Raw genomic sequence first — 23,362 nt, forward strand, 5'->3', positions numbered from 1 at the left:
ATAGCCATTGAAAATGACTTAATTTCGTTTCTCCCCGAGACAAAATAATAGAAATTGGTTTACAATATGTGAACACTACAAACAGGAGTACAACATGGACAAGACCCTTTATGACAAGCTCTGGGACAATCATATCGTTGATCAAGATAAAAACGGGACCTGCCTGCTCTATATTGACCGTCAGCTGTTACATGAGGTCACCTCACCTCAGGCTTTTGAAGGACTCCGTTTGGCGGACCGTAAACCCTGGAGGATTGATGCGAACCTTGCTGTGCCAGATCATAATGTGCCCACTGATGACCGCAGCCAAGAGATCGCTGACCCCATCTCCCGTCTTCAGGTTGAAACCCTCGATAACAATTGTCAGGAGTTTGGGATTACTGAGTTCACGATGAACGATCCACGTCAAGGAATCGTCCACGTGATCGGCCCGGAACAAGGAGCCACCCTCCCCGGCATGACTATTGTCTGCGGTGATTCACACACCGCGACCCATGGTGCCTTTGGAGCACTGGCCTTTGGTATCGGAACATCCGAAGTGGAACACGTGCTAGCAACCCAATGCCTGATTCAAAAAAAGTCCAAGGCAATGCTGATAGAGGTCAATGGTGATCTACCTCCTGGATTAACAGCAAAAGATATCGTTCTGGCTATTATTGGTCGCATCGGCACCGCTGGGGGAACCGGCTACACCATCGAATTTGGCGGCTCGACCATCCGTAGCCTATCCATGGAAGGACGTATGACTATCTGCAACATGGCGATCGAAGCTGGAGCACGGGCAGGGATCATGGGAGTCGATCAAACCACCATCGATTATATTAAAGGGCGTCCATTTGCTCCAACAGGTGCTCTTTGGGATCAAGCTGTCGACTCTTGGAAACAATTACACAGTGATCCAGGTGCCAGATTTGACCAGACAGTTCAGATTGATGCACGCGACTTGCAGCCTCAAGTCACTTGGGGAACATCACCCGAAATGGTCGTCTCCATTGATGGCAAAGTCCCAGACCCTGCGGCCGAAGCACAAAAGATGAAACAAGAGGGGTTTCAAGCGGCTCTCACCTACATGGGATTAACTCCCGGGACTCTGATGACAGATATCTATCCCGATAAAGTCTTCATTGGCTCCTGCACCAATGGCCGTATTGAAGACTTGCGTGCCGCGGCATCGATAGCGAAAGGACGGAAGCTGGCAAAGAATATCAAATTGGCTTTAGTTGTCCCTGGCTCAGGATTGGTCAAAAAACAGGCAGAAGCAGAAGGTCTGGACAAAATTTTTATCGCTGCGGGATTCGAATGGCGGGAACCGGGTTGCTCCATGTGTCTTGCCATGAACAATGATCGTCTTGATCCGGAAGAACGTTGCGCCTCGACATCAAACCGTAACTTTGAGGGCCGTCAAGGTCAAGGAGGCCGCACTCATTTGGTCAGCCCTGCCATGGCTGCAGCAGCAGCAGTCACGGGCCATTTTGTCGACGTTCGCCAACTGGAGGTGATGTAATGGAAAAGTTCACTCAACTCACAGGATTGGTTGCTCCTCTCGACCGATCCAACATTGATACAGATGCTATCATCCCAAAACAATTCTTGAAATCCATTAAAAGAACAGGCTTTGGCCCCTATCTTTTTGACGAATGGCGTTATCTCGATCATGGGGAACCAGACATGGACTGTTCTGACCGCCCCTTGAATCCCGATTTCATTCTCAATCACCCCCGTTATCAGGGCGCACAAATTTTACTGGCGCGTGATAATTTTGGTTGTGGGTCTTCTCGTGAGCATGCTCCCTGGGCACTGCTTGATTACGGCTTCAGAGTCATCATTGCTCCCAGCTTTGCGGATATATTTTATAACAACTGTTTCAAAAACGGGATCTTACCCATCGTCCTTGATACGGACAACATTGATGAACTTTTCACCGCAGTCATGGATCAACCCGGTTATAAAATCGAGGTCAACCTGGAAACGACTTCACTGACCTCGCCCAACGGCAAAATGTACAGCTTTGAAGTCGACCCTTTTCGTCGACACTGCCTCTTAAATGGCTTGGACGATATCGGTTTGACTTTGGAAAAAGTTGACAAAATCACCGCTTACGAAGATTCTCATCGTCTGGCCAACCCCTGGCTCTTTGGTCTCAACTCACACTGATAAAATCCTTCAAGCTGTCGCTCTAACAGGACAGCTTTTTTTACAGCCACGAACATTACCATTCTTGTCAAGTTTCTGCTAAAATCATCTGACCTGACAGTTTTCCTTTAGACAGCAAAGGGTTATATCGATGCTTGCCAAAGATTACCAGAGCTTTCATGATGCAATTTCTAAATCGATCGCGAAGCAGAATATCATCACGGATCCACTCTTGACGGTAGCTTTTGGGACCGATGCCAGTTTTTACCGCATGATTCCCCAAATTGTTGTCAATGTCGAAACAGAAGAGGAGGTCCAAATTATTCTTCAGGAGGCTAGCCGTCGCCAACTTGCGGTCACATTTCGTGCCGCGGGAACCAGCCTCTCGGGTCAAGCGATTACAGACAGTATTCTCGTCCGGCTGGGAAAAGGCTGGCAGAATTATAAGATCTTTGACAAAGCTCGAAAAATCCAACTGCAACCAGGAATTATCGGTAGCCAGGCAAATCGCTTTCTTGCCGAATTTGGTAAAAAGATCGGCCCTGACCCCGCCTCAATTGATAGCGCCAAGATTGGCGGAATCCTGGCTAACAACGCGAGCGGCATGTGCTGTGGCGTTGCTGAAAACAGCTACCAGACCCTCGACAGCTTGCGCATGATCCTTGCGGATGGCACCGTTGTTGACACCGCCGATGACACAAGTCGCGCGCAATTCAAACGCAGTCATGCACATATTCTAGAAGGTCTGACCACACTGCGTCATAACGTGTTGAGTGATCAGAATCTAACTGATCGAATCCGTTACAAATACAAAATTAAAAACACCACTGGCTACAGCTTGAATGCTTTGATCGACTTCAAAGATCCCTTCGCCATTATGCAACAGCTCATGGTTGGTTCAGAAGGAACTCTGGGTTTTATCTCTGAAGTGATCTACAAAACCGTGATCGAACACAAACACAAAGCCAGCGCGCTGATTCTCTTCCCCGATGTCCCCACCGCTTGTAGCGCTGTGCCGCTTCTGCGTGATGGGCTACCTGTCGCAGCAGCCGAGTTGATGGATCGTGCCGGGTTGGCTTCAGTCGAACATGAACCGGGCATGCCGGACTATCTCGCCGGACTGGGTGAAACAGTCACTGCACTGTTAGTCGAAACACGCGCAAACAGCGCCAGTCAACTCAGAAAACAAATTCAACAGATTCAGGCATCGCTGGCTAAAATCAAGACGATCGGCTCCATTGAATTCACTGATGACCCGCTAAAATATAAAGTTTATTGGAATATTCGCAAAGGACTCTTCCCGGCGGTTGGAGCTGTCCGTGACACTGGAAAGACCGTTATCATTGAAGATGTCGCCTTTCCGGCTCAACATCTGGCCGCAGCGGCTCTTGATCTGCAATCGCTATTCAAAAAATATCAATACCACGAGGCCATCATCTTTGGCCATGCCCTGGAAGGCAATCTGCACTTTGTCTTTACGCAAGATTTCTCTATTACAGACGAAGTGATCCGCTATCGCAACTTTATGGATGAAGTTGTCACCATGGTCGTAGAAAAATATGACGGATCGCTGAAAGCGGAACATGGCACTGGCCGGAATATGGCTCCATTTGTAGAGAAAGAATGGGGCACCGCAGCATATCAGCTCATGCGACAGATTAAGTCTTTATTTGATCCTGATGGTCTTCTGAATCCGGGCGTCATTATCAATGAAGATGCCGAAGCCCATATCAAGAACCTGAAGCCATTACCCGCCACCCATGAATTGGTGGATAAATGCATTGAGTGCGGTTTCTGTGAACCGGTCTGCCCATCACGCAACCTCTCTTTTACTCCCCGGCAACGGATTGTTAGCCGCCGTGAAATTAGTCGTCAGATGACTGCAAATGCCTCCTCCAGTGAAGTCGGAGCGCTGCTCAAATCCTACCAATATCCAGGACAGGAAACCTGTGCTGCCGATGGTTTGTGTGGTACGAAATGCCCGGTCGGAATCGACACTGGAAAGATGGTCAAGGCACTGCGTGAAGAAGCCAATGGTGAGCTGGCCAACCTGGTTGCTGACTGGGTTGCTAGAAACTTTAAAGGGGTTGCTAGAACGATCAACACAACCCTGGTAGCTGTTGACAAAGTTCACCAGTTAACCGGGACGGCTTTCATGGAGCAAGCTTCATCAACAGCTCGTTCTCTGTCTGCAAACAAATTGCCACTGTGGAATAGGGAGATGCCATCGGGAGTGAAGAAAATTCAACCGGAAAAGGTGAATCCTGAGAACCCGTTGCAAGTGGTATATTTCCCGGCCTGTCCCAGTCGCTGCATGAGCGGTCCCGCCCGCGGAGAAACAGAAGTAGAAGATTTGCCACAGAAAACGGTATCACTTTTGAAGAAAGCCGGCTATCAAATCCTCTACCCTGAAAATCTGGAAGCCCTCTGTTGCGGACAAGCATTTGAAAGCAAAGGCTTCTATAAACAGGCAGCAGAAAAAAGTGAGCAGTTAAACCGTGCTCTGTTATCAGTATCGGCAGAAGGGGAAATCCCTGTCCTCTGCGACACCAGCCCCTGTTTGTTGCGGATGAAAGAGAATCTTGATCCCAAGTTGAAGCTCTACGAACCGATAGAGTTTGTTCTCGACTATCTGCTGGACAAGCTTAACTTTACCCCTATTGATGCCAAGGTTGCGTTGCATATCACCTGTAGTTCCCGAAAAATGGGGCTAGATCAGCAGCTCAAAATTCTCGCCCAATCATGCGCGACTGAGGTTGTGATTCCAGAGGATATCTATTGCTGTGGCTTTGCTGGTGATCGGGGATTTAATTATCCAGAATTGAATGCCACGGCATTAGAGGATTTAAAACGACAGGTTAAAGGCTGTGATGCCGGATACTCTACCAGTAAGACTTGTGAAATCGGGCTATCAGTTCACGGGAACATCCCCTATCGTTCAATCCTCTATCTGGTCGATGCGGCGACAACTGCACGGAGAAAAAACAAAGAGACAGCCGTCAATAACACTCTATGACAAAATGGCATCGAGACAGAGTGCGCAACAGTTGAATATCGTTTCAGGCTTCAGAGATCAACTCTGGGATGAGGTCACCGCACCTTTTGATGCCGAAGAGACAAGTTTAGCGTACTTGCCCAAGACTCCATGGTTATAACGCTGCGGTGGTTCCTGCCAGTTTTTTTGCCGCAGCACGAACTCTTGCTCATCGATAACAAGGTTGAGTTCTTGTTTATCAAGATTGATCTCAATACAATCCCCCTCCTCGACCAAAGCTAGATTTCCTCCGGCCTGGGCTTCCGGAGCAACATGGCCGATCATGATCCCGTGAGTGCCACCGGAAAAACGGCCGTCGGTAATCAGGGCAACACTCTCACCTAGCCCGGCACCCATCAGTGCAGCTGACGGGGACAACATCTCCCTCATTCCCGGCCCACCTTTGGGGCCTTCATAACGAATGACAATGATATCTTTAGGGACGATGTGACCACTCAGAATCGCACTCAAAGCCTCTTCTTCACGATCAAAAACTCGCGCAGGCCCACTCATGCTGTTTAAATCTTTGCCGCTCTGCTTAAGGACACAACCTTCTGGGGCAAGATTGCCATAGAGGATCCGAATATGTCGGCCTGCTGGAGCATAGGGAGCGTCAATGGGGAAACAAACATCCTGGTCGGCAGGGAGATCAGGCGCTGAAACTAAATTCTCGGCAATTGTTTGACCTGTCACGGTTAAACAATCGCCGTGAAGAAAACCCGCATCCAAAAGAACTTTCATTACCATCGGCACACCACCAAGCTCATGGAGATCATTCATCAGATACCGCCCGAAGGGTTTAAAATTACCTAGCAAGGGGACCTTGGCAGTGATTTTTGAAATATCTTTGAGAGTCAAAGGCACATGAGCTTCATTGGCCAAAGCCAAAAGATGCAAAACCGCATTGGTCGATCCCCCCAGTGCCCAAGCAACTGTTAAGGCATTTTCAAAAGCTTTACGGGTCATGATCTGCCGAGCGGTGGTCCCCTTTTGGAGTAATTTTATCAGGGCCCGGGCACTGTCTCCGGCATCTTGACTCTTATCAGCAGAAATATGGTTGCTCCGATCAACCGCCATATTCGATGCAGAACCTGTCATGCTCATCCCTAGCGCTTCTATAGCTGAAGCCATCGTATTGGCGGTATACATTCCGCCACAAGAGCCGGCGCCAGGGCACGCTCGACACTCAATCTCATGCAGTTCTTCAGCGTCAATTTTTCCGGCCGAATGGGCACCAATACCTTCAAAAGCACTGACAATATTCAGTTCCTGCTTGCCATGTTGTCCCGGCAAAATACTGCCACCATACAGCGTCAAACCAACCAGATCATTGCGCGCGATAGGCATTAATGCCGCAGGAATAGTTTTGTCGCATCCAGACAGGGTCATGACACCATCAACTTGATAACCTTCAGTCATCAATTCAATCGCATCAGCAATCACTTCACGACTGACCAGCGAATATTTCATCGCCTCGGTTCCCATGGAGATTCCATCAGAAACCACGGGAGTTCCGAAAATAATCGCCTTACCTCCAGCAGCCTCTATTTCATGCTGTACCAGATCGCCTAAATCTCGAATATGATCGTTGCATGGCGTGCCGTTGGTATAAGGAACCGCCACCGCAATAACCGGCTTGGAAAAATCTTCTTCCGTGAACCGCACAGCTCGTAACATGGTCCGTGAAGCCGTCCGTTCCACCCAGCTTGATTTCCCCCGTTCCCCAATAATTTGACGACTGCGTCTTTTCATAGGTAGGCCTTTTAGGTCTTACTTCTATTTTTCCAGCGCTGTCACTCCAGTTCTGGCAATCTCAATGATATGCTCTTGTCCGACTTCATCAAGAAAGGCATCAATCCGACGTGTTGAACCGACAATCTGCAGGATATGAACATCCTCACCCTTTTGTTCTAAAATTTCAAAGTTATAACGTTCGGTAAAATCCTGGAGATGGGCGACATCGACTTCTAGCTTTACGATCGCAACCTCTCGCCAATAGCTATGATCGGTGTCCAGTTCCTTAGCAGAAATAACCTCAGTGAATTTTTCCAGTTGCTTGATAATCTGGGTGACACGGGTCTGATCATCTTCTCTTAAAGTGATTGTCATGCGACTGACTCCAGGAATACGCGAACGACAAACGGTTAAGGTATCAACATTATACATTTTTTTACGAATCAACATTGAGACCTTGTTCAATACTCCGGGGTTATCAAGTGTGAAAGCTAAAATAGCGCGTCTTTTCATGCTGCATCCCCCTCTCCGGCCAAGTCTTTATCTATTTTTTGCGGATGTTTGACAATCATATCCTCAAATCCGCCCCCTGAAGGGACCATCGGCAACACAACTTCTGTAGGGTCACAAATAAACTCAAGGACCATCGGCCCCTGATGATCAATAGCCTCTTGCAAAGCTGGGGTCACATCTTCCAAATTTTCAACTTTCCGATGGGGAATGCCATATGCCTGAGCTAGAAGCTTAAAATCAGGGCTTTGCATCGGAGTACCCGCATAACAACCATCAAAAAAGAAGGTCTGCCATTGCCGCACCATCCCCAGATAACCGTTATTGAGGATAATAATCTTTACGTCGATGTTGTGTTCCATAATGGTCCCCAGTTCCTGGGCATTCATCTGAAAACCACCATCACCACTGATCGACCAGACCCGTTCATCGGGACGAGCCAGTTTGACACCGACGGCCATCGGTAAGGAACAACCCATGGTTCCAGCTCCGCCGGAGGCATACCAACTGTTATTGGTCTGATAATTGTAAAAACGGGCTGCCATCATCTGATGCTGACCAACGTCTGACACAATCAGATCTCGCCCTTGAGTGACCTCTGAGAGTTGATGAATAATTGTCTTCATCAGTAATTTGTTACCAGTGCCGACACCATGGGCAATTTCAGCGGCAAGACTTTCTGCCATCACATTACGGAAAACGTCAATCGTCTCCAACCAACGTCGTCGCGGCTTGAAGGTTACCATCGGGTCATCAAGCAAAACATGCAGTGTTCGATAGACATCAGCGTTGATTGCCACTGAGGTCCTGACATTTTTATCAATCTCTGAAGGATCAATTTCAACATGAATGACATCTGCATTCTGAGCATATTCGTTCAGTTTTCCAGTCACCCGGTCATCAAAACGCATACCAAAAGAAATCAGCAGATCAGCTTCGAGAATAGCTCGGTTGGCTTCAACCGTACCGTGCATACCCATCATCCCCAGGCTCAAAGGGTGGTCGGCGGGCATTGCCGATAAGCCATGCAAGGTAAACGCCACAGGGATATTGACTTTTTCGGCAAACTTTTGCAGCAACTGACCGGCATTACTGTTAATCACCCCATGACCACAGAACATGACCGGACGTTCACTTCTGTTGATCAGCTCAATCGCCCGCTGCAAGGGTTCACGCTCGGGAGTTGGAGAATAGAAATAGCCAGGAAGATGGGGGCGAAAAGCAACCGGATCGAACTGATAGTCATGACTGACCTGTGCATTTTGCACATCTTTAGGAATATCAATCACCACCGGCCCACCCCGTCCGGTGGTAGCGACATAGAATCCTTCATGGATGGTCTTTTCAATGTCATCAGCATACAAAGGCATGTAGGTTTGTTTACAGATCGGCATCATCACCCCGACGACATCACTCTCCTGGAATGCGTCTGTTGCAATCACCCCAGTTGCAACCTGTCCGGTAATCGCCAGCATCGGGATTGAATCCATATGAGCATCAGCAATACCGGTCACCAGGTTCATCGCCCCAGGTCCGGATGTCGACATACAGACACCAATCTGCGGATGACCTGTTGACAATGATGCCCGTGAAACCCCCTGAGCCATAAATGCGGCCCCCTGTTCATGCCTGGACATAACAAAGGTAAAATTTTCAAGCTTCTCCATCTCGTCAAAAACCGGCATAATCGCACCACCAGTATAGCCAAAGATGTATTTAACTCCGCGATCTTTAAGCGCCTTGAGTAATAATTTTTTTCCTGTCATAGCAACCTCTGCTGACTTCTAGATAAATAAACAAATACAAACCTCAAAAGTTAACAAAAAAAGTAACATATCGCCCAATGTTTTTATATATTATTATTCTCCTATGTCCACCAATATTGACTTGATTGCTACTCAGCCATCAGATTCTGCATCGCTCTCAGCAAAAATTTCCGCCTCAATATTATTTGCCATGACCCGTATTGGACTTAAAGGGAGGTAACGAAGTTCTCCATCGCGGGTATTTTCGATAATTGAAATCGCTCCAGTGCGTTCAATTTTATTTTCAGCGGTGACCTTACCCAAGGTCATACAAACGCCCTCCATAATTTTTTTGGTGACATTGATTTTAGGGTTTTTGGTACTGAATTTCTGCGGTCTAGAAGCTTCAATTTCAGCTTGAAAGCGGTTTTTTTCTTGATGTAACCTGAGTAGTTTTTCCTTGAGTACAGTCAGCCTTAACCTGACGGTGTTGCTATTCCCCTGTTTTTTCAGGAGGAGCCGATTGAGCGGTTCCAACGCATTATTGATCGCCTTAATCTGTCGAACTACACTTCTCAACTGATCATGTAAGTAATCGAAACGGTCAGTATCGGGGAAATACACCCCCGCGACTAACTCGGTTTTCTGACCGGAACTGGTCCCTAGAATTTTTGCTTCGATTCCTTCCATCGCCGTACACTGACCACCAATAATCGCCCCTTGCTCAACGATAATCTTCCCTGTTGATTTAACCTGTGAATTGCGTAGCTCTCGAGTGACATAAACATCACCATAGCACTGAACCTTGACCTGATTAAGATAATTGACATACAGATCACCATGGCAAATAATCTGCCCGATCTCTTTTCCGGCCATGCTAAAGATCTCTACGGAACCCGACGATTCAATGTGACAGGCACCGACCGCACCAGCGATTTTTATCCCTTTCGTTGACCTGACATCAAAAGCATCGGGGACATCGCCTTTAATATCCACAAAGCCATTAAAATTAATATTGCCCACCGACAAATCGACATCACCGGGAATAATCAGCTGATCGACCACCGATAGGGTTTGTTTTTCAAATATTGCCCGCCCCGACTTTTGAGCAAAAGCCGCGCGATTGTCATATTTTAGAGTGACACCTTCTCCCGCGAGTAATTTAAAAGGCTTACCGCGCTCTGCGGCAACAGGGAGGCCGAAGACATTCATTCCAGTCACACCATCCTTGGGAGAATGGACCACACCGAGTTTTTGTCCGACTTCAATTTCACTATAAGCGTTTAAGTTCCGAAGATCGATATGCCCCTCTTCATCTTCTTTGAACTCTGTCTCTTCACCAGAGATTTTAACTGTTAATTCAAACCAGCCATTGGCTCCTGCAACGGGTTCGATCCCTCGCGCTAGAATGGCTGGTTCGGGCTCAATACCCATATCGATTGCTGCACAAAACAGGTACACCGCAGGATAATCAATGGTTTCTTTAATCTTATTTTGCTGCAGAAAGCCGATGAGATCAGGAGGGGTCAGCAGAGCCTTGGAACCGGGACCAATCCGGTCAGCCAGAGTTGAAATATCGTTAAGCTCGGCCTCTGAAAGGAGAATCTCAAACTGCGCCAGACAGCCAATCTTATTATTGACAAAACTGAAACTTAATTTATATTGCGAATTCTCTTCAACAAAAAAAAGCTCTGGGTCGGCACCGTTGTGAGAATTCTCTTTTCCGCGAGTGTCGCTCATACTCACCCCCCGATAGACAAAAACCTGGCAAACGATTTTATTTTTTCCTACCAACACATTAGAGTGGAATTTCGAAAGCTTAACAAAAAATCCGTATCTGATAATCACCAATATTAAGTCATTATCAGATACGGATCAATTATAACAGGCATTGAACAGTTTATCAGGGGGGCCAATCTTTACCCCCAACTACTTTTAAACTGACAAGGTTCAGAATTTGCCAAACTCATCATCATCCAGCTTAATTTCAAGCTTTCCTGCTGGGACTTCCATCGCTCCCCAACCTGATTGTGTCGTATGAGATGGCACAGCAGCAGGTGTTGTTTTCAATTGTGGTTTCACCTTTGGAGCAGGAGACACGTTTTGAGATATGCCGGTGAGGGTAAAACGGCTAAGCATATGCTTAAGGTGTGCCGATTGACTTGATAGTTCTTCAGCCGACGCAGCAGATTCTTCTGCGGTCGCCGTGCTTTGTTGCACCGCGGAATCAATCTGCCCTAAACCTTGATTGATTTGTGAGATACCCTGAGCTTGCTCATTGCTGGCAACAGCGATTTCCGCAACCAGGTCCGTGACTTTAGTGATTGAAGTCACAATGCCGTCCAGAGCTTCTGATGTTTTTTCAGCTATTTCAGCTCCATTTTTAGTTTTTTCAACCGATCCTTCAATTAATTGGGCAGTTTCTTCAGCAGCCTTAGCGCTACGGGCAGCAAGGTTGCGCACCTCCTCAGCGACGACCGCAAAACCTTTACCATGTTGACCGGCACGGGCGGCCTCAACCGCAGCATTCAGGGCCAAGAGATTGGTCTGAAAAGCGATCTCATCAATAACCTTGATGATCTTGCTGATATTCTGACCGGCAACATTGATTTCAGTCATGGCAGCCACCATCTCACCCATCCGCTCACTCCCGGCCCTGGCTGCATCCTGGGCACCCGTTGCAAGGGTACTAGCGGCACCAGCATTTTCTGCACTTTGCTGCGTTTGACTGCCGATTTCATTCATTGAGCTACTGATTTCTTCAAGTGAGGCCGCCGATTCAGTCGCCCCTTGAGATAGAGTCTGCGCTGTATCGGAAACTTGTACACTGCCGGAATCAATCTGATCAGAGGCCCTGTGAACTTCACCCAATACTTCATTCAAATTAACGACCATGTTCTGAAAGGCTTTCCCCATGGTATCCTGATCAGAGGCAACCAAAACTTGAACTTGCAGATTCCCTTGAGCAATCTGAGTCGCCTCTTCAGCTTTGATTTTCAAACTGTCGGTCATTTTGTTGATCGCATCTGACAAGACGCCCACCTCATCTTTGCTTTGATAGTCAATAGATTCTGACAAATCCCCCAAAGCAATCCGTTGTGCTGCATCTACTGCCATCTGTAACGGTCCGATGACAATCCGGGTCACATAAAAAATAGTTGCGAACAGAATCATAACCAGAACCAATGCACCAGCTCCGAAACTCCAGTTGATTGAACTCATACTTTTTGTCCCAGACTCGTGAACTCCAGCGATTAAGGACGTCAATTTGGACATATCGTAAACAAGAGCCGCGACACCCACAGTCTTTCCTGAAAAATCAGTAATGGGGAAGGTCGACACAAATTGGTTACCGACGGCTTTCTGACTTTCTTGGTTACGGCCGGAATCCAGCAGAGCCGATGTTAACACCGAATCGGTGATATTTTTGTCAGTTGATGAGGTGAAAACATATTTATCATCGAGGACCGGATTCTTCTTTGGATCCTGTAGTTTTGTGGCAATAGGTAATAGATCCGACAGCATATACACGGCTATCTGATAATCATTATTGACATGATTCGCTTCAAGGACATCTCCAAAAGAGACCAACACTTCACAAGATCCAAGATGATCACCGGAGTGATTTGAAACAGCTGAGAGGCCGCGAATCGCAAATCCACTTCGTCCAATTTCAATACCGCTGAGAGGCTTATGATCACCATCATTGATCAACAATACGGTTTTACGAAACGTTGTAAGATCATCAGAGATATCGATCTTCTTCCCGTTTCGCACTGTCTGCCAACCATCACGCCACAAGCGCACTAAACTACGTCCGTTAGGAGTATGGAAATGGACATTTAATGTGGGGTTACCTGTTTGTTTTTTATATCCAGCAATATAGGGGGCCATCACTTTGCGCAATTGTTCTCGTGCCATTTGCATTTCGTGATCGTTCTCATCATCCATGTTTCCCAGTCCAGCAAGTCGATAAGCCGTTTGTACGTCCGGTATCTCCGAGAAGATTGAAGCCATATCAAGCGCTTCTTTTCCTGACTCATCAATTCCCCTGTAGATGGTCTCTTTACGGGCTTTTGCGGTAGTGGACAAAACCTCATTTGCGTAACTGACAAAAGACTCTTCCTGTTGAGTAACGAGTCCTTTCACTGTCATATTTACGGCAATAAGAGCAATGACCACTGACACAACAACCAGGCAGGTTATCGGCAAAATAAATTTACTGCGTATTCTCATCATCTACCTCCGAGAAAGTTCAACATTAAGATATGCTACTATTCATAGCGCCTAGGTAAACTAACAAAAACAGCACTAAAATAACAGTATTTTAATTTTTCTCAGCTAATCATTCTTTAGCTGGAGAGATTCTCTGGCAAGATAATGTACAGGGAATTTTGGAGGTGGGATGCGTACTATCGGCCAAAACCATCAATGTCAGACACAATCTAACAAAAACAGGATAGAGACCATGACTGAGCCATCGTCTCTTTTAATTTTTAATCGCTTTGCCCCGTCGAGGACGCAACGGGCATAAACGGATAGACGGCGGGCATAATGAAAGAATCCTTCCACAAGCGCCTAATATGGTGTAAGCCTGAAATCTTTCGTTATGAAGATGCCATCGTTAAGCTGAAAGGGTTCAAACGGGTCGCCGGACATGAATTTCCCGTGCGAGGGTGTCATCTACAGCAAATTGAGACTGTCCGACTTTAAAAATATAACTAGGGAATTTTTGCACCAAAAGAAGCTGACTCCCTGGTAGAACCCCCATACTCATGAGTTTCTGCATTTTTTTGTCGTCGCTTGCGGAGAGGTAGGCGATTTCTCCGGACTCTCCGGACTTCAGCTCTGTCAGCGCAACAATTCCAGGCTCTCCCTGCTGGCGGGCTTTAATGCAACATTCACCCGGTGGAATGGGGTTTCCATGGGGACAAGTCGTGGGATGATTCAATAAGGTGCACAACTTCGTATCAACTCCCTGACGCAGGAGATGTTCAAATTCACAGGCTTGTTCATTGCCTTCATCACCAGAAATGCCAAGAATATCCATGGTTAAGCGTTCCGCCAGACGGTGTCGACGCACGGTCATCTGCGCATCTGGACGACCTTCTCTGCGGAGATAGACACGATCACCCTTGATTTCGACATAGGAGCGCTGGATTAATTCCACAAGTTCTTCAGTATCACGATTAAGATTTAGACTCGTCAGGAGACAACCGACATTATCCCCCTCAACTGTCATCACCCAGAGGGATTCAAGTATTTCTTCAGCGTTTTGTGAAAGTCTTGCCATGGCTATTTATCCTTTTCTTTCTTTGACAAAAAACGACCTAAAAACTTTCCTGGGGCGGGATTAGCATAACCACAATAAGGGCAATGAATTTTGCGACAACCGCCAAAACACTGGCCACAATTCGCCTGTCCTTCAGGTACGCCGACCACGTCATCAATGTTTTTGTGACAAAAACCACAAATCACGCCAAAAGACCTGTCATCAGCAAAAACTTGTTAAGAAACCAACCAGACGAAAATGCCATTATCGTCACAAAAATAAAGATCATCATCGCAACTTTAACCCCTCGCTCCTTGAGCATCACCAAAAACTGGGCCACACAAGGGACAAACAAGGTTAAAGTCACTGCCGCAACAGTTAATTGGGTAACAGATAATAAACCGGAAGACTGGAGATCATAAAGACCTGCGGCACCAAAATCACGACGAAAAAAACCGAAGACAAAGGCGGTGGTAACCTCCACGGGAAGACCAATAGCTCTGACAATCGGTGAGAATAGATGGATAACATTATCCAAAGTTCCAGTCATTTTACCAGCCCAGAGCACCACAGATGCGAACAAGAACAAAGGGAGGATTTCGACAAAGTAACTCTGCATCCGGGTTAGGGTTTTCACCATCACATTCCGTAACTGTGGCAGCCTGAGTGGAGGGATTTCCATATAAAAGACCGGACTCTCCCCGGGTAATATCTTCGCCGCCAGAAATCCGATGAAAAGAAAAAGAAAAGTCAGGAACACCGTCCAGACCAAAAGGGCGTGAGGTTCTGCAGAGAGGAGACCCAGGATAACTCCCAGTTGAGCGCTGCAAGGAATAGCTAGAGCTAAAAGCATGGTCGCAATAATTCGTTCACGTTTTGTTTCCAGAGTCCGCGTCACCAAAGTTGCCATGGTATCACAACCGAATCCGAGGACAATGGGAATGACAGCCCGGCCAGATAGTCCAATCTTTTTAAACAGCCGATCAACCAACAGGGCTAGGCGGGGAAAGTATCCAGTATCCTCCAGTAATGAAAATACCAGAAAAAAAGTTCCGACGATTGGCAACACTAAAGCCACAGCATAACGAATACCCAACGTCCAGACACCGTATTCACCTACCACCAGCTCAAATAACCAATGCGCCGTGAGATATTTTTCAGCTAAATGGACGATGGGTGGATTGACATAATTTTCAAAAACATTTCCTTCAAGAAAATCAACCAGAGTTCCCGCTCCAAAACCACCGACAAACTTATACAACCCCAGATAGACAACCAAAAGTAAAATGGGTGCCCCAGTCAGCGGATTCATCATCCAACTGGAAAGTTTTTCAGAAAAAGACTCTGTCTCCTCCTGTGATTGCGTGACCACCCCCTGAAGCACCTGTTTACACACTTTTCTCCGCTCTAAGCTGATTTGCAGGTTCAGGTCGGCCCTTCGACGAAAAGAAATTTCACGAGTGGCTTCTGTCAACAGCTGGAAGCTACTTTCTGTCTCTTCAACAGAAATCAAATCCTGGATGTCATCATCCTTCTGCATCAACAAAAGACTTGTTGCACGCCGACTTAAACGATAACGGCCACCAATCAAGTTGGCAATCTGACAAATATCCTGCTCCAGATCTTGAGCATAAATAAAAGGCTTATTCGCGACGACTGCATATTCAGAGATCGTCTGGCGCAATGCATCCAAGCCCATCTTCCGTTTCATGACCGCACCAACCACAGGAATACCGAGATTTTGTTGTAACAGGTTGAGATCGATTTGCATCCCGAGTCGTTCCGCCTCATCCAGAATATTGACAACAAGAATCACCGGCAAATCGGCTTCAATCAATTGCAATGTCATGGGCAACATGCGTTCAAGGTTGCGTGCATCGATGACATGAATCACAACATGTGGATCTTCTGTTAACAGAATTTTACGTGCTACCCGTTCCTCTTCAGTAATGGGCATCATTGAGTACATCCCTGGAGTATCCAGGATTTCATAAGACTGCCCGACGAGTGAACAATGGCCACGTGAAACTTCAACGGAAGTTCCGGGATAATTTGAGACTGTCGTGTAGGCTCCAGTAAGAGCATTAAAAACCACACTTTTACCAACGTTCGGGTTGCCAACAAGGACCACTTTAAGGGCAGAAGTTTGCGTATCAGGCATAAAACGGTAAACCTTTAATTATCAACGTTGTGAAGGATTCACAGATGAATCAGAGCACTTAGAACATAGGCCGTAGAGCTCATGACGGTGCCTTTCAATTTTAAAATTAAACTTGGCGGCAACTTCTTGCTGAAGTTGCTCGATTTGTGGATTCGTAAACTCAACAATCAGACCGCAGTTGGTACAAACCAAATGATCATGATGCTGATCAACATGCGAAGGCTCATAACGCATCTGCCCATCGCCAAAATCAACTTCAATAGCAATTCCACATTCAGCAAATAATTTGAGAGTGCGGTGGACTGTTGCATAACCAATCTGAGGATGTTTTTTTCGCAGTTTTAAATAGAGATCTTCGGTAGAATAATGAGATTTTGAGTTCAGGAAGTCCTCAAGAATCATCATCCTCTGGTTGGTATTTTTTAACCCTCGACGGCGTACATAATCTTTAAAAATAGAGACATTGTCCATCTTGACCACCTCCGCAGTGAGTGTTGAAAATGACATTCAGAAGCTAAAGGAAGAGCTGAGAAAGATCAAGAAGAAACTGGTAAACTGCGGAATCAGCAGGTTAAAAAGGCATCAGCCTAAAGCTGGTGGAAAAATCTGATAGAGGAAAGTAGCTATCCGGCTAAACATATCAAAAAACAACAAAACGCCGGCAACCATCAGCAAGACTCCGGTTAGGATCTCGACAATACGGATATATTTTTTAAATCTATCGAAAAAGCTCAGAAATGAATGGAACAACAACCCAGAGATTAAAAAAGGGACCCCCAAACCCGCTGAATAGCTGGTTAATAACAGGATTCCTTGACTGATCCCACCGGTACTGCCGGCAGCAATCGCCAGAATAGCTCCAAGAATCGGACCGATACAAGGGGTCCATCCTGCCGCAAACGCTATACCAACGAGAAAAGTACCAATAAAACCAGCAGGCTTATTGCGTAACTGAATCCGTTTTTCTCCTAATAAGAGACCAAAGTGAAACAACCCACTCAAATGAATTCCAAATAAAAAAATTAGCACACCACCGATTTTTTGGATAATGCCCAAGCCATCGAGTAGGTAAGCCTGAAAGGAGCTTGAAGCAAACCCTGCGAGACCACCGAGAGTGATAAATATTGCAGAAAAACCAGAGATAAAGACCAATGAATGGAACACAACGGTCCAACGAATTGCGGAGCTGCCACCAGGCTGGTTCAATTGCGCAAAAGATAGCCCGGAGATATAGGTCAGATAGGACGGTATCAGCGGCATGACACAGGGAGAAAAAAAAGAAAGTAATCCTGCTACAAACGCAATCCAAAGGGTCACATCAGTCCCAATTGCCATAGAAATTACGACCCCTTGTTAACCATTTAGAAGAAAATTGATGAGTTCGAAAGTTGCTCCTGATAACCAGTTGCGCCCGCCAATAATCTTTTCAACAACGACACCGTTGCGATCAATAATAAAGCTTTCTGGGTAGCGGAAAACACCATAAGTATTCTGGGCAACACTTTCACTGTCTAACAATATGGGAAAACTATAGGGTGTTTTTTGCAGAAATTGAGTCACGGCCTGTTGACCGTTCTCTTCGACATTGACTGCTAACAAAACTAACCCTTTGCTTTCCAAATCACGATGGAGTTGCTCCATAGAAGGCATCTCTTCACGACAAGGGGGACACCAGGTCGCCCAAAAATTGAGAATGACGACTTTCCCTTTAAACTGCGACAGGGTGACCGCCTCCCCTTGCATATTGGTCAAGGTCAAATCCGGTGCTACCTGGCCGATGAGTCCTCCTCTGGGTACAGGTTGTTCCGAACTTGAATTATCACAGCCGAGCAACAAAAAAGCGGTAAGAAGACAGACAATGGAAAGATGAAGTACGTGAGATATTTTCATTTTATTTCCTTTACGGGAGTTCAACGCGGTAGCCAACATTGCCCCTGACAACAGTAAATGTCAACGGTCGGCGTCCCAGACGATATTCAATAACTTGTTTATATTCGGTTAAGTTCGCAACTCTCACATTGTCGACTTTAATAATCTGATCACCCCGTTGCAAACCCACTTTATCAGCAACCGAACCGGCAATAACCTTATTAATATAGACCCCATCTCTGCGCTGATAGAGGTCAAAACCAAAAACCCGCCGAGTATAAGACAACTCATAACCTAGTGGCAATGATTCTAACTCAACAATCTTTGTTAACCGTTTTGCTCCACGCAACAAGGAGATCTTAAGACGATCTCCCGGGGTATAAGTTTGCCGCAAGGAAAAGTATTGTTCCGGAAAAGCAACGGCAACACCATCAATTTTTAAAATAACATCTGCCTCCAAGAGGCCGGCCTTTTGGGCGGGCGACCCTGCTTGGATCTCCTCGATCAAAACGCCCCCTGTACCATGTGATTTAACATAGGTGGGGCTAACAGCCCCGACAAGAAGCCCCATAAACCCAGGACGCACTCGGCCATGATTGATCAGATCACTCAGCACACGCTTTGCTGTATTAATCGGGATGGCAAAACCTATCCCCTGAGCCTGCGTAGCCATCGCAGTATTTATCCCAATGAGTTCACCATTAATGTTGATCAGAGGCCCCCCCGAATTTCCGGGATTAATCAAGGCATCCGATTGGATAAAAACCGCCGAGTGCTGCTGGTCAATCTGGATGCGTCGCTGCAGAGAACTAATGATGCCTGTGGTGATCGAGTGCCCCAATCCCAGCGGATTACCAATCGCGATTATGGTTTCCCCCAGTAATAAATCATCGGATCGACCTAGAGGCAGAAAGGGGTAATCCCCCGCTTCTACTATTTTTAAAATTGCCAGATCAATACGGTTATCCTTACCGATTAATTGCGCTTCAAGTTCAGGTTGATCATCGGACAGCGCAATAAAAATCTTTGAGGCCTTATCGACCACATGTGCATTGGTTAAGATATGGCCTTCGGCATCAATAATAACTCCTGAACCGAGAGATTGAGTTTTATAACTTTGCGCTGGTAGCAAATCTCGAAAATACTGCTCAAAGATTGAATCCCCAAAGCCAAAGAAGCGGCTATTTCGCCGTTGAACCAGTTTTTCAGTACGGATATTGACAACTGCTTCCCGGGCTTTTGAAACCGCATCAACGACCGGAGTCCGTCTCTGAGCAGCAAAACAACTCGTCGAAACAAAAGCGATAAGGGTTATTATAAATAGCATTCGGCGAATCATCATAATACTCACACCTTTAATCGTCAGGCATTGTTTTTCGAAATGGTAGTGGAACATATATCGGGGAATCTGCTATAATTTTACAGTTTTTCTGGTTTCTATAGGGCTGGTGAAACGTGGCTTTCATTCATATTGTTGTGGCATTCTGTAGAAGAACAACCACCCTTTTGAAGACACTTTTTCAAATACCAGTTACGTATAACATTCTACACAAAGGCAACTCCCGTGTCGATGGTAACAGAAAAACAGCTGGAGTAACGTCTAATCTCAAACAGATAATCCTCCGCCAACAATTATTAATACATTTCAACAAGATAGCAGCACCTGACGGGTTAAACTATCTGGATTGATTGCGCTTGGAGCCATAATGCAACCGTTTATTGAAACACTGACCATTGTCCTTCCTATTTTTATCGTTATTGGCCTAGGCACCCTGTTAAAACAGCTACGCCTCTTTGATGAAGCCTTTCTCCAACAAACCAACCGGCTGGTCTACGTTATCTTTTTGCCGCTGCTCCTTTTTCATAAAATCGGTAAAGCTGACTTTTCCAGCTCTTTTAATGCCCCCTTAGTCATCGGATCAACTCTGGTTGTGGCGCTAGGCTTCGCCCTCGCCTATTTCTATAGTGGTAAGTGTCAGTATTCACCAGCCATACGTGGCAGCTTTAGTCAGGGTGCTTTTCGTGGTAATTTGGCCTATATTGGCCTGGCGATATGCCTGAATGCGTACGGAGACGTCGGCCTGACTAAAGCAGGGGTTTTGATGGGATTTCTGGTTCCTGTTCTCAACCTATTTGCAATCCTTGCGCTCCTTTTACCTCACCATGGTCATGATGATAAAAAGACGCCAAACTTGGTTGTACAAGCGATCCTGAACCCACTGATTATTGCTTCATTCCTCGGAATTATCTGGAGCTACTGGCAACTGCCAATCCCGGTCATAATCGATCGGTCTATCGACATCACCACCGGGTTAGCGTTACCCTTAGCACTGCTTGCAATTGGTGGGAGCTTCTCCCTGAGAAGACTCAAGGGAGATCTAAAACTTGCGGGTATCGCCAGCATTATCAAACTTGCAGTACTGCCACTATTAACATTCTTGATCCTTGTCCCCATGCATGTTTCCGGTTCAGATCTGGGCATCGGGATTTTAATTGCAGGAACTCCTGCTGCAACAGCAACTTATATTATGGCACTGCAGATGAAGGGGGATGCGGAACTTGCCGGTTCAATCGTGATGTTATCAACATTGGCGTCCGCCTTCAGCTACACGGTGATCCTTTTGCTTTTTAAAAGCTACGGCCTCCTATAACCACAACTTCCGGGATTGACATGAAAGATCGTTACCACCCTTTTGATATCGGCAAACGCTTTTCAGTCGTACCAGCAGCCGAATTTCCAGTCGCAAACAACCGGATCAAACTGGTTATGGATAGGGGCGCTTTTGGATCCGGTGAGCATGAAACCACCCAAAGCTGCCTGGAAATTCTTGAGAACCTTCCTCTACAGGAAGCGCAGAAAAGTCTCGATCTTGGCAGTGGGACCGCAATCTTAACAATCGCAAAGCAATTGCTACATCCAGGTCAGGCATGGTGCATCGACATTGAGGAATCTGCCATCATAAGCGGTCGAAGAAATTGCCGACTGAATAAGGTCGATAATGATATTACTCACGTCTGCGGCACGTTAGAACAACTCGAGGAGACAAATTTCAATCTAATTCTCGCTAATATTTATGGGGATATCCTCTTGGATGTTGCCGGGCAGCTGGTCAACAAAGCTGAGACGGGAGCGCTGTTGTTGCTTTCAGGAATATTGTGGGAATACAACTTTGATGTCAGACAGAAATATCAGAAACTTGGGTGCAAGCTGATCAAAAACTGTTTATTAAGTGAATACAGCACTATTCTTATGCAGAAAACTTAACGACTTGCATTCCAGCATACAGTCTTGTTTCGACCCTGTTCTTTGGCATGGTAGAGAGCCTGATCAGCAAAATTGAAAAGCTTTTCCCGATCATCGGTGTCTTGCGGAAAAACTGAAACCCCTGCTGAAATATTCACCTGAACCTTAACCCCTTGCGAAAACAACTGTAACTCCGCCACTCCAATCCGTAACCGTTCAGCGACTTCATACGCGCCGGAAAGAGCGGTATCTTCAAGTAATACGGCAAACTCTTCTCCACCGATTCTGGCTGCCAAATCACCAGTCCTGACAATCGTGTTGAGTTGTTTGGCCACTTTCTGGATGACGACATCTCCAAAAGAATGTCCATAGGTATCATTCACCCTCTTAAAATAATCAATATCACACATAATGAGGCTAAAAGACCCTCCACGCCGCCGTGCTCGTTCGGACATGGCAACAAAGGCACGTTGAAATGCACGACGGTTGGCAATTCCAGTCAGAGTATCAGTTACAACAAGTTGTTGAATTTGCTCATGTGAACGGGCAAGATCAATTTTGATTGCGACCTGTGCAGCCACCATTTCCAGCATTTCACGGGTATTTCGGGTGATCAAATTTTCGTCATTAGCTGCAATAATCACCACTCCTGATACCGGCCTGTCATCCTGCAATAGTGGGACAACCAAGACCGAGCAGTAGCGATCAAAAAGCTTCAAACCATTAACCACAGGAGCACGTCCGCGATGAAAAGGTTTTTCTGGCAACGTTCGTCGATATTTAACCACTTGCCCAACCAGAGAATCCTCTAACACATACAGCTGCGGATCCTTATCTACGGAATCATCTTCCAAATCAGTCCCAGCAATATAACAAAACTGATGATGATCTTCATGAATCAGACTGATAGCGAAGATATCTGCGCTTACGATTAACCCGACTGCCTGCCTCGCAGCCAGAAAGACAGATTTCATATCTAATCCAGAATTGAGAGTTTTCAACCCATCAAAAACTAATTGCAGCGTCCGCCGTTCAATATCCGTAAACAACAAATCTCGTGACAGGGCTAAAGAACGCAAAATTTGTTCACCCGTCGCAGAGATTAATTGTTGCTGCATCAAAGTCCACTGGTCTGTGGAGACACGATCGACACATAAAATCCCAAAATCTCGCGCTTTATTATGCGAAACGCAACGATCCCCTAATGTCAGGCCATAAAAACTACCAACCGGATGAGGGGCTAAATAATATGGAATCGCTGGTGAACTCGACCGATATGGAGCCAATGAAATATGATCGCGATCTTTTAACGCACCAAGGATTCCAACTCCAAAGGGGATAACACCACGGATATTATCTCGTTGCTGGCTTGAAAGGGCATAGATTGAAACATCCCCAGTCTCAGGAACAGACCAGAGAAGGACGGCAGAGGTGGCATTCAGTGCTGAGCGTAATATCTGCAACTGGAGCTCAACACCTTTCTGAAACTGATGAACAACTTTGAGTCGATCGTCGCAAAGTAACGCGCTATTTTTAATCAGATAAAAGGGTAATGCATTATTGGCAACATAATCTTCATCATCGCAGGTCTTGTTGCCTTCCCCGATCAGCTTATTAAACCAATTCACCATCTATCAAATTCCAAATAAAAAAAAGGCGG

The 23,362-nt window shown here is 46.2% G+C and carries 17 protein-coding genes; 5 read left to right on the plus strand and 12 right to left on the minus strand.

Annotation, left to right across the window (positions count from 1 at the left end):
* The first annotated feature begins 94 nt into the window (after positions 1–94).
* The 3 genes from leuC to BLU87_RS11910 all read left to right on the plus strand — a co-directional run bounded on the left by leuC (position 95) and on the right by BLU87_RS11910 (position 5,149).
* Positions 95–1,504, plus strand: coding sequence for a 3-isopropylmalate dehydratase large subunit (gene leuC / locus BLU87_RS11900; protein WP_092348731.1), 1,410 nt, complete (start codon positions 95–97; stop codon positions 1,502–1,504).
* Positions 1,504–2,154, plus strand: a complete 651-nt coding sequence (leuD, locus tag BLU87_RS11905) for a 3-isopropylmalate dehydratase small subunit (RefSeq protein WP_092348734.1) — start codon at positions 1,504–1,506, stop codon at positions 2,152–2,154. Before leuC ends, leuD begins: the two co-directional genes overlap by 1 nt.
* A gap of 130 nt (positions 2,155–2,284) precedes the next feature.
* Positions 2,285–5,149, plus strand: coding sequence for an FAD-binding and (Fe-S)-binding domain-containing protein (locus BLU87_RS11910; protein ID WP_092348737.1), 2,865 nt, complete (start codon positions 2,285–2,287; stop codon positions 5,147–5,149).
* A gap of 57 nt (positions 5,150–5,206) precedes the next feature.
* Here BLU87_RS11910 and ilvD read toward each other — a convergent pair whose 3' ends face one another.
* The 11 genes from ilvD to BLU87_RS11970 form a co-directional block, all read right to left on the minus strand.
* Positions 5,207–6,919: a dihydroxy-acid dehydratase gene (ilvD, locus tag BLU87_RS11915; protein ID WP_092348740.1), complete on the minus strand. Its 1,713-nt coding sequence runs from the start codon at positions 6,917–6,919 to the stop codon at positions 5,207–5,209.
* A gap of 24 nt (positions 6,920–6,943) precedes the next feature.
* Positions 6,944–7,414, minus strand: a complete 471-nt coding sequence (gene ilvN, locus BLU87_RS11920; RefSeq protein ID WP_092348743.1) for an acetolactate synthase small subunit — start codon at positions 7,412–7,414, stop codon at positions 6,944–6,946.
* Positions 7,411–9,177 carry a biosynthetic-type acetolactate synthase large subunit gene (ilvB, locus tag BLU87_RS11925; protein WP_092348746.1) on the minus strand — a complete coding sequence of 589 codons (1,767 nt, stop codon included), beginning with the start codon at positions 9,175–9,177 and terminating at the stop codon, positions 7,411–7,413. The genes ilvN and ilvB overlap by 4 nt, the downstream gene beginning before the upstream one ends.
* Before the next feature lie 132 nt (positions 9,178–9,309).
* Positions 9,310–10,896 carry a flagellar assembly protein A gene (locus tag BLU87_RS11930; RefSeq protein WP_092348749.1) on the minus strand — a complete coding sequence of 529 codons (1,587 nt, stop codon included), beginning with the start codon at positions 10,894–10,896 and terminating at the stop codon, positions 9,310–9,312.
* Positions 10,897–11,106: 210 nt separating this feature from the next.
* On the minus strand, positions 11,107–13,395 hold the full coding sequence (locus BLU87_RS17345) for a methyl-accepting chemotaxis protein (protein WP_217637505.1): 2,289 nt from the start codon (positions 13,393–13,395) through the stop codon (positions 11,107–11,109).
* A 400-nt stretch (positions 13,396–13,795) separates the two neighbouring features.
* Complete coding sequence (locus BLU87_RS11940) at positions 13,796–14,449, minus strand: metal-dependent transcriptional regulator (RefSeq protein ID WP_092348752.1); 654 nt, start codon at positions 14,447–14,449, stop codon at positions 13,796–13,798.
* A gap of 181 nt (positions 14,450–14,630) precedes the next feature.
* Positions 14,631–16,589 (minus strand): ferrous iron transport protein B, encoded by a 1,959-nt coding sequence (feoB, locus tag BLU87_RS11950; RefSeq protein WP_092348758.1) that lies wholly within the window; start codon positions 16,587–16,589, stop codon positions 14,631–14,633.
* Positions 16,590–16,610: 21 nt separating this feature from the next.
* Positions 16,611–17,060 carry a Fur family transcriptional regulator gene (locus BLU87_RS11955; protein WP_092348761.1) on the minus strand — a complete coding sequence of 150 codons (450 nt, stop codon included), beginning with the start codon at positions 17,058–17,060 and terminating at the stop codon, positions 16,611–16,613.
* A gap of 111 nt (positions 17,061–17,171) precedes the next feature.
* Positions 17,172–17,924 (minus strand): cytochrome c biogenesis CcdA family protein, encoded by a 753-nt coding sequence (locus BLU87_RS11960; RefSeq protein ID WP_092348764.1) that lies wholly within the window; start codon positions 17,922–17,924, stop codon positions 17,172–17,174.
* An 18-nt stretch (positions 17,925–17,942) separates the two neighbouring features.
* Positions 17,943–18,479 carry a TlpA disulfide reductase family protein gene (locus BLU87_RS11965; protein WP_175498373.1) on the minus strand — a complete coding sequence of 179 codons (537 nt, stop codon included), beginning with the start codon at positions 18,477–18,479 and terminating at the stop codon, positions 17,943–17,945.
* 10 nt (positions 18,480–18,489) lie between these two features.
* Positions 18,490–19,800 (minus strand): trypsin-like peptidase domain-containing protein, encoded by a 1,311-nt coding sequence (locus BLU87_RS11970; protein ID WP_175498374.1) that lies wholly within the window; start codon positions 19,798–19,800, stop codon positions 18,490–18,492.
* A 364-nt stretch (positions 19,801–20,164) separates the two neighbouring features.
* Here BLU87_RS11970 and BLU87_RS11975 point away from each other — a divergent pair, with 364 nt between their 5' ends.
* Positions 20,165–21,109, plus strand: coding sequence for an AEC family transporter (locus BLU87_RS11975; protein ID WP_092348772.1), 945 nt, complete (start codon positions 20,165–20,167; stop codon positions 21,107–21,109).
* A 20-nt stretch (positions 21,110–21,129) separates the two neighbouring features.
* Positions 21,130–21,723, plus strand: coding sequence for a 50S ribosomal protein L11 methyltransferase (locus BLU87_RS11980; protein WP_092348775.1), 594 nt, complete (start codon positions 21,130–21,132; stop codon positions 21,721–21,723).
* Here the strand turns inward: BLU87_RS11980 and BLU87_RS11985 are convergent.
* Positions 21,720–23,333 (minus strand): sensor domain-containing diguanylate cyclase, encoded by a 1,614-nt coding sequence (locus tag BLU87_RS11985; protein WP_092348779.1) that lies wholly within the window; start codon positions 23,331–23,333, stop codon positions 21,720–21,722. The two genes, BLU87_RS11980 and BLU87_RS11985, sit on opposite strands and share 4 nt — an antisense overlap.
* Positions 23,334–23,362 lie beyond the last annotated feature (29 nt).

Origin of the sequence: Desulfuromusa kysingii, from assembly GCF_900107645.1 — a bacterium.
GTDB classification, from domain to species: domain Bacteria; phylum Desulfobacterota; class Desulfuromonadia; order Desulfuromonadales; family Geopsychrobacteraceae; genus Desulfuromusa; species Desulfuromusa kysingii.

Bases quoted from the DNA above. Each gene is read 5' to 3' on its own strand.
- leuC (WP_092348731.1), top strand. From the start codon at position 95: ATGGACAAGACCCTTTATGACAAGCTCTGGGACAATCATATCGTTGAT.
- leuD (WP_092348734.1), top strand. From the start codon at position 1,504: ATGGAAAAGTTCACTCAACTCACAGGATTGGTTGCTCCTCTCGACCGA.
- BLU87_RS11910 (WP_092348737.1), top strand. From the start codon at position 2,285: ATGCTTGCCAAAGATTACCAGAGCTTTCATGATGCAATTTCTAAATCG.
- ilvD (WP_092348740.1), bottom strand. From the start codon at position 6,919: ATGAAAAGACGCAGTCGTCAAATTATTGGGGAACGGGGGAAATCAAGC.
- ilvN (WP_092348743.1), bottom strand. From the start codon at position 7,414: ATGAAAAGACGCGCTATTTTAGCTTTCACACTTGATAACCCCGGAGTA.
- ilvB (WP_092348746.1), bottom strand. From the start codon at position 9,177: ATGACAGGAAAAAAATTATTACTCAAGGCGCTTAAAGATCGCGGAGTT.
- BLU87_RS11930 (WP_092348749.1), bottom strand. From the start codon at position 10,896: ATGAGCGACACTCGCGGAAAAGAGAATTCTCACAACGGTGCCGACCCA.
- BLU87_RS17345 (WP_217637505.1), bottom strand. From the start codon at position 13,395: ATGATGAGAATACGCAGTAAATTTATTTTGCCGATAACCTGCCTGGTT.
- BLU87_RS11940 (WP_092348752.1), bottom strand. From the start codon at position 14,449: ATGGCAAGACTTTCACAAAACGCTGAAGAAATACTTGAATCCCTCTGG.
- feoB (WP_092348758.1), bottom strand. From the start codon at position 16,589: ATGCCTGATACGCAAACTTCTGCCCTTAAAGTGGTCCTTGTTGGCAAC.
- BLU87_RS11955 (WP_092348761.1), bottom strand. From the start codon at position 17,060: ATGGACAATGTCTCTATTTTTAAAGATTATGTACGCCGTCGAGGGTTA.
- BLU87_RS11960 (WP_092348764.1), bottom strand. From the start codon at position 17,924: ATGGCAATTGGGACTGATGTGACCCTTTGGATTGCGTTTGTAGCAGGA.
- BLU87_RS11965 (WP_175498373.1), bottom strand. From the start codon at position 18,479: ATGAAAATATCTCACGTACTTCATCTTTCCATTGTCTGTCTTCTTACC.
- BLU87_RS11970 (WP_175498374.1), bottom strand. From the start codon at position 19,800: ATGATGATTCGCCGAATGCTATTTATAATAACCCTTATCGCTTTTGTT.
- BLU87_RS11975 (WP_092348772.1), top strand. From the start codon at position 20,165: ATGCAACCGTTTATTGAAACACTGACCATTGTCCTTCCTATTTTTATC.
- BLU87_RS11980 (WP_092348775.1), top strand. From the start codon at position 21,130: ATGAAAGATCGTTACCACCCTTTTGATATCGGCAAACGCTTTTCAGTC.
- BLU87_RS11985 (WP_092348779.1), bottom strand. From the start codon at position 23,333: ATGGTGAATTGGTTTAATAAGCTGATCGGGGAAGGCAACAAGACCTGC.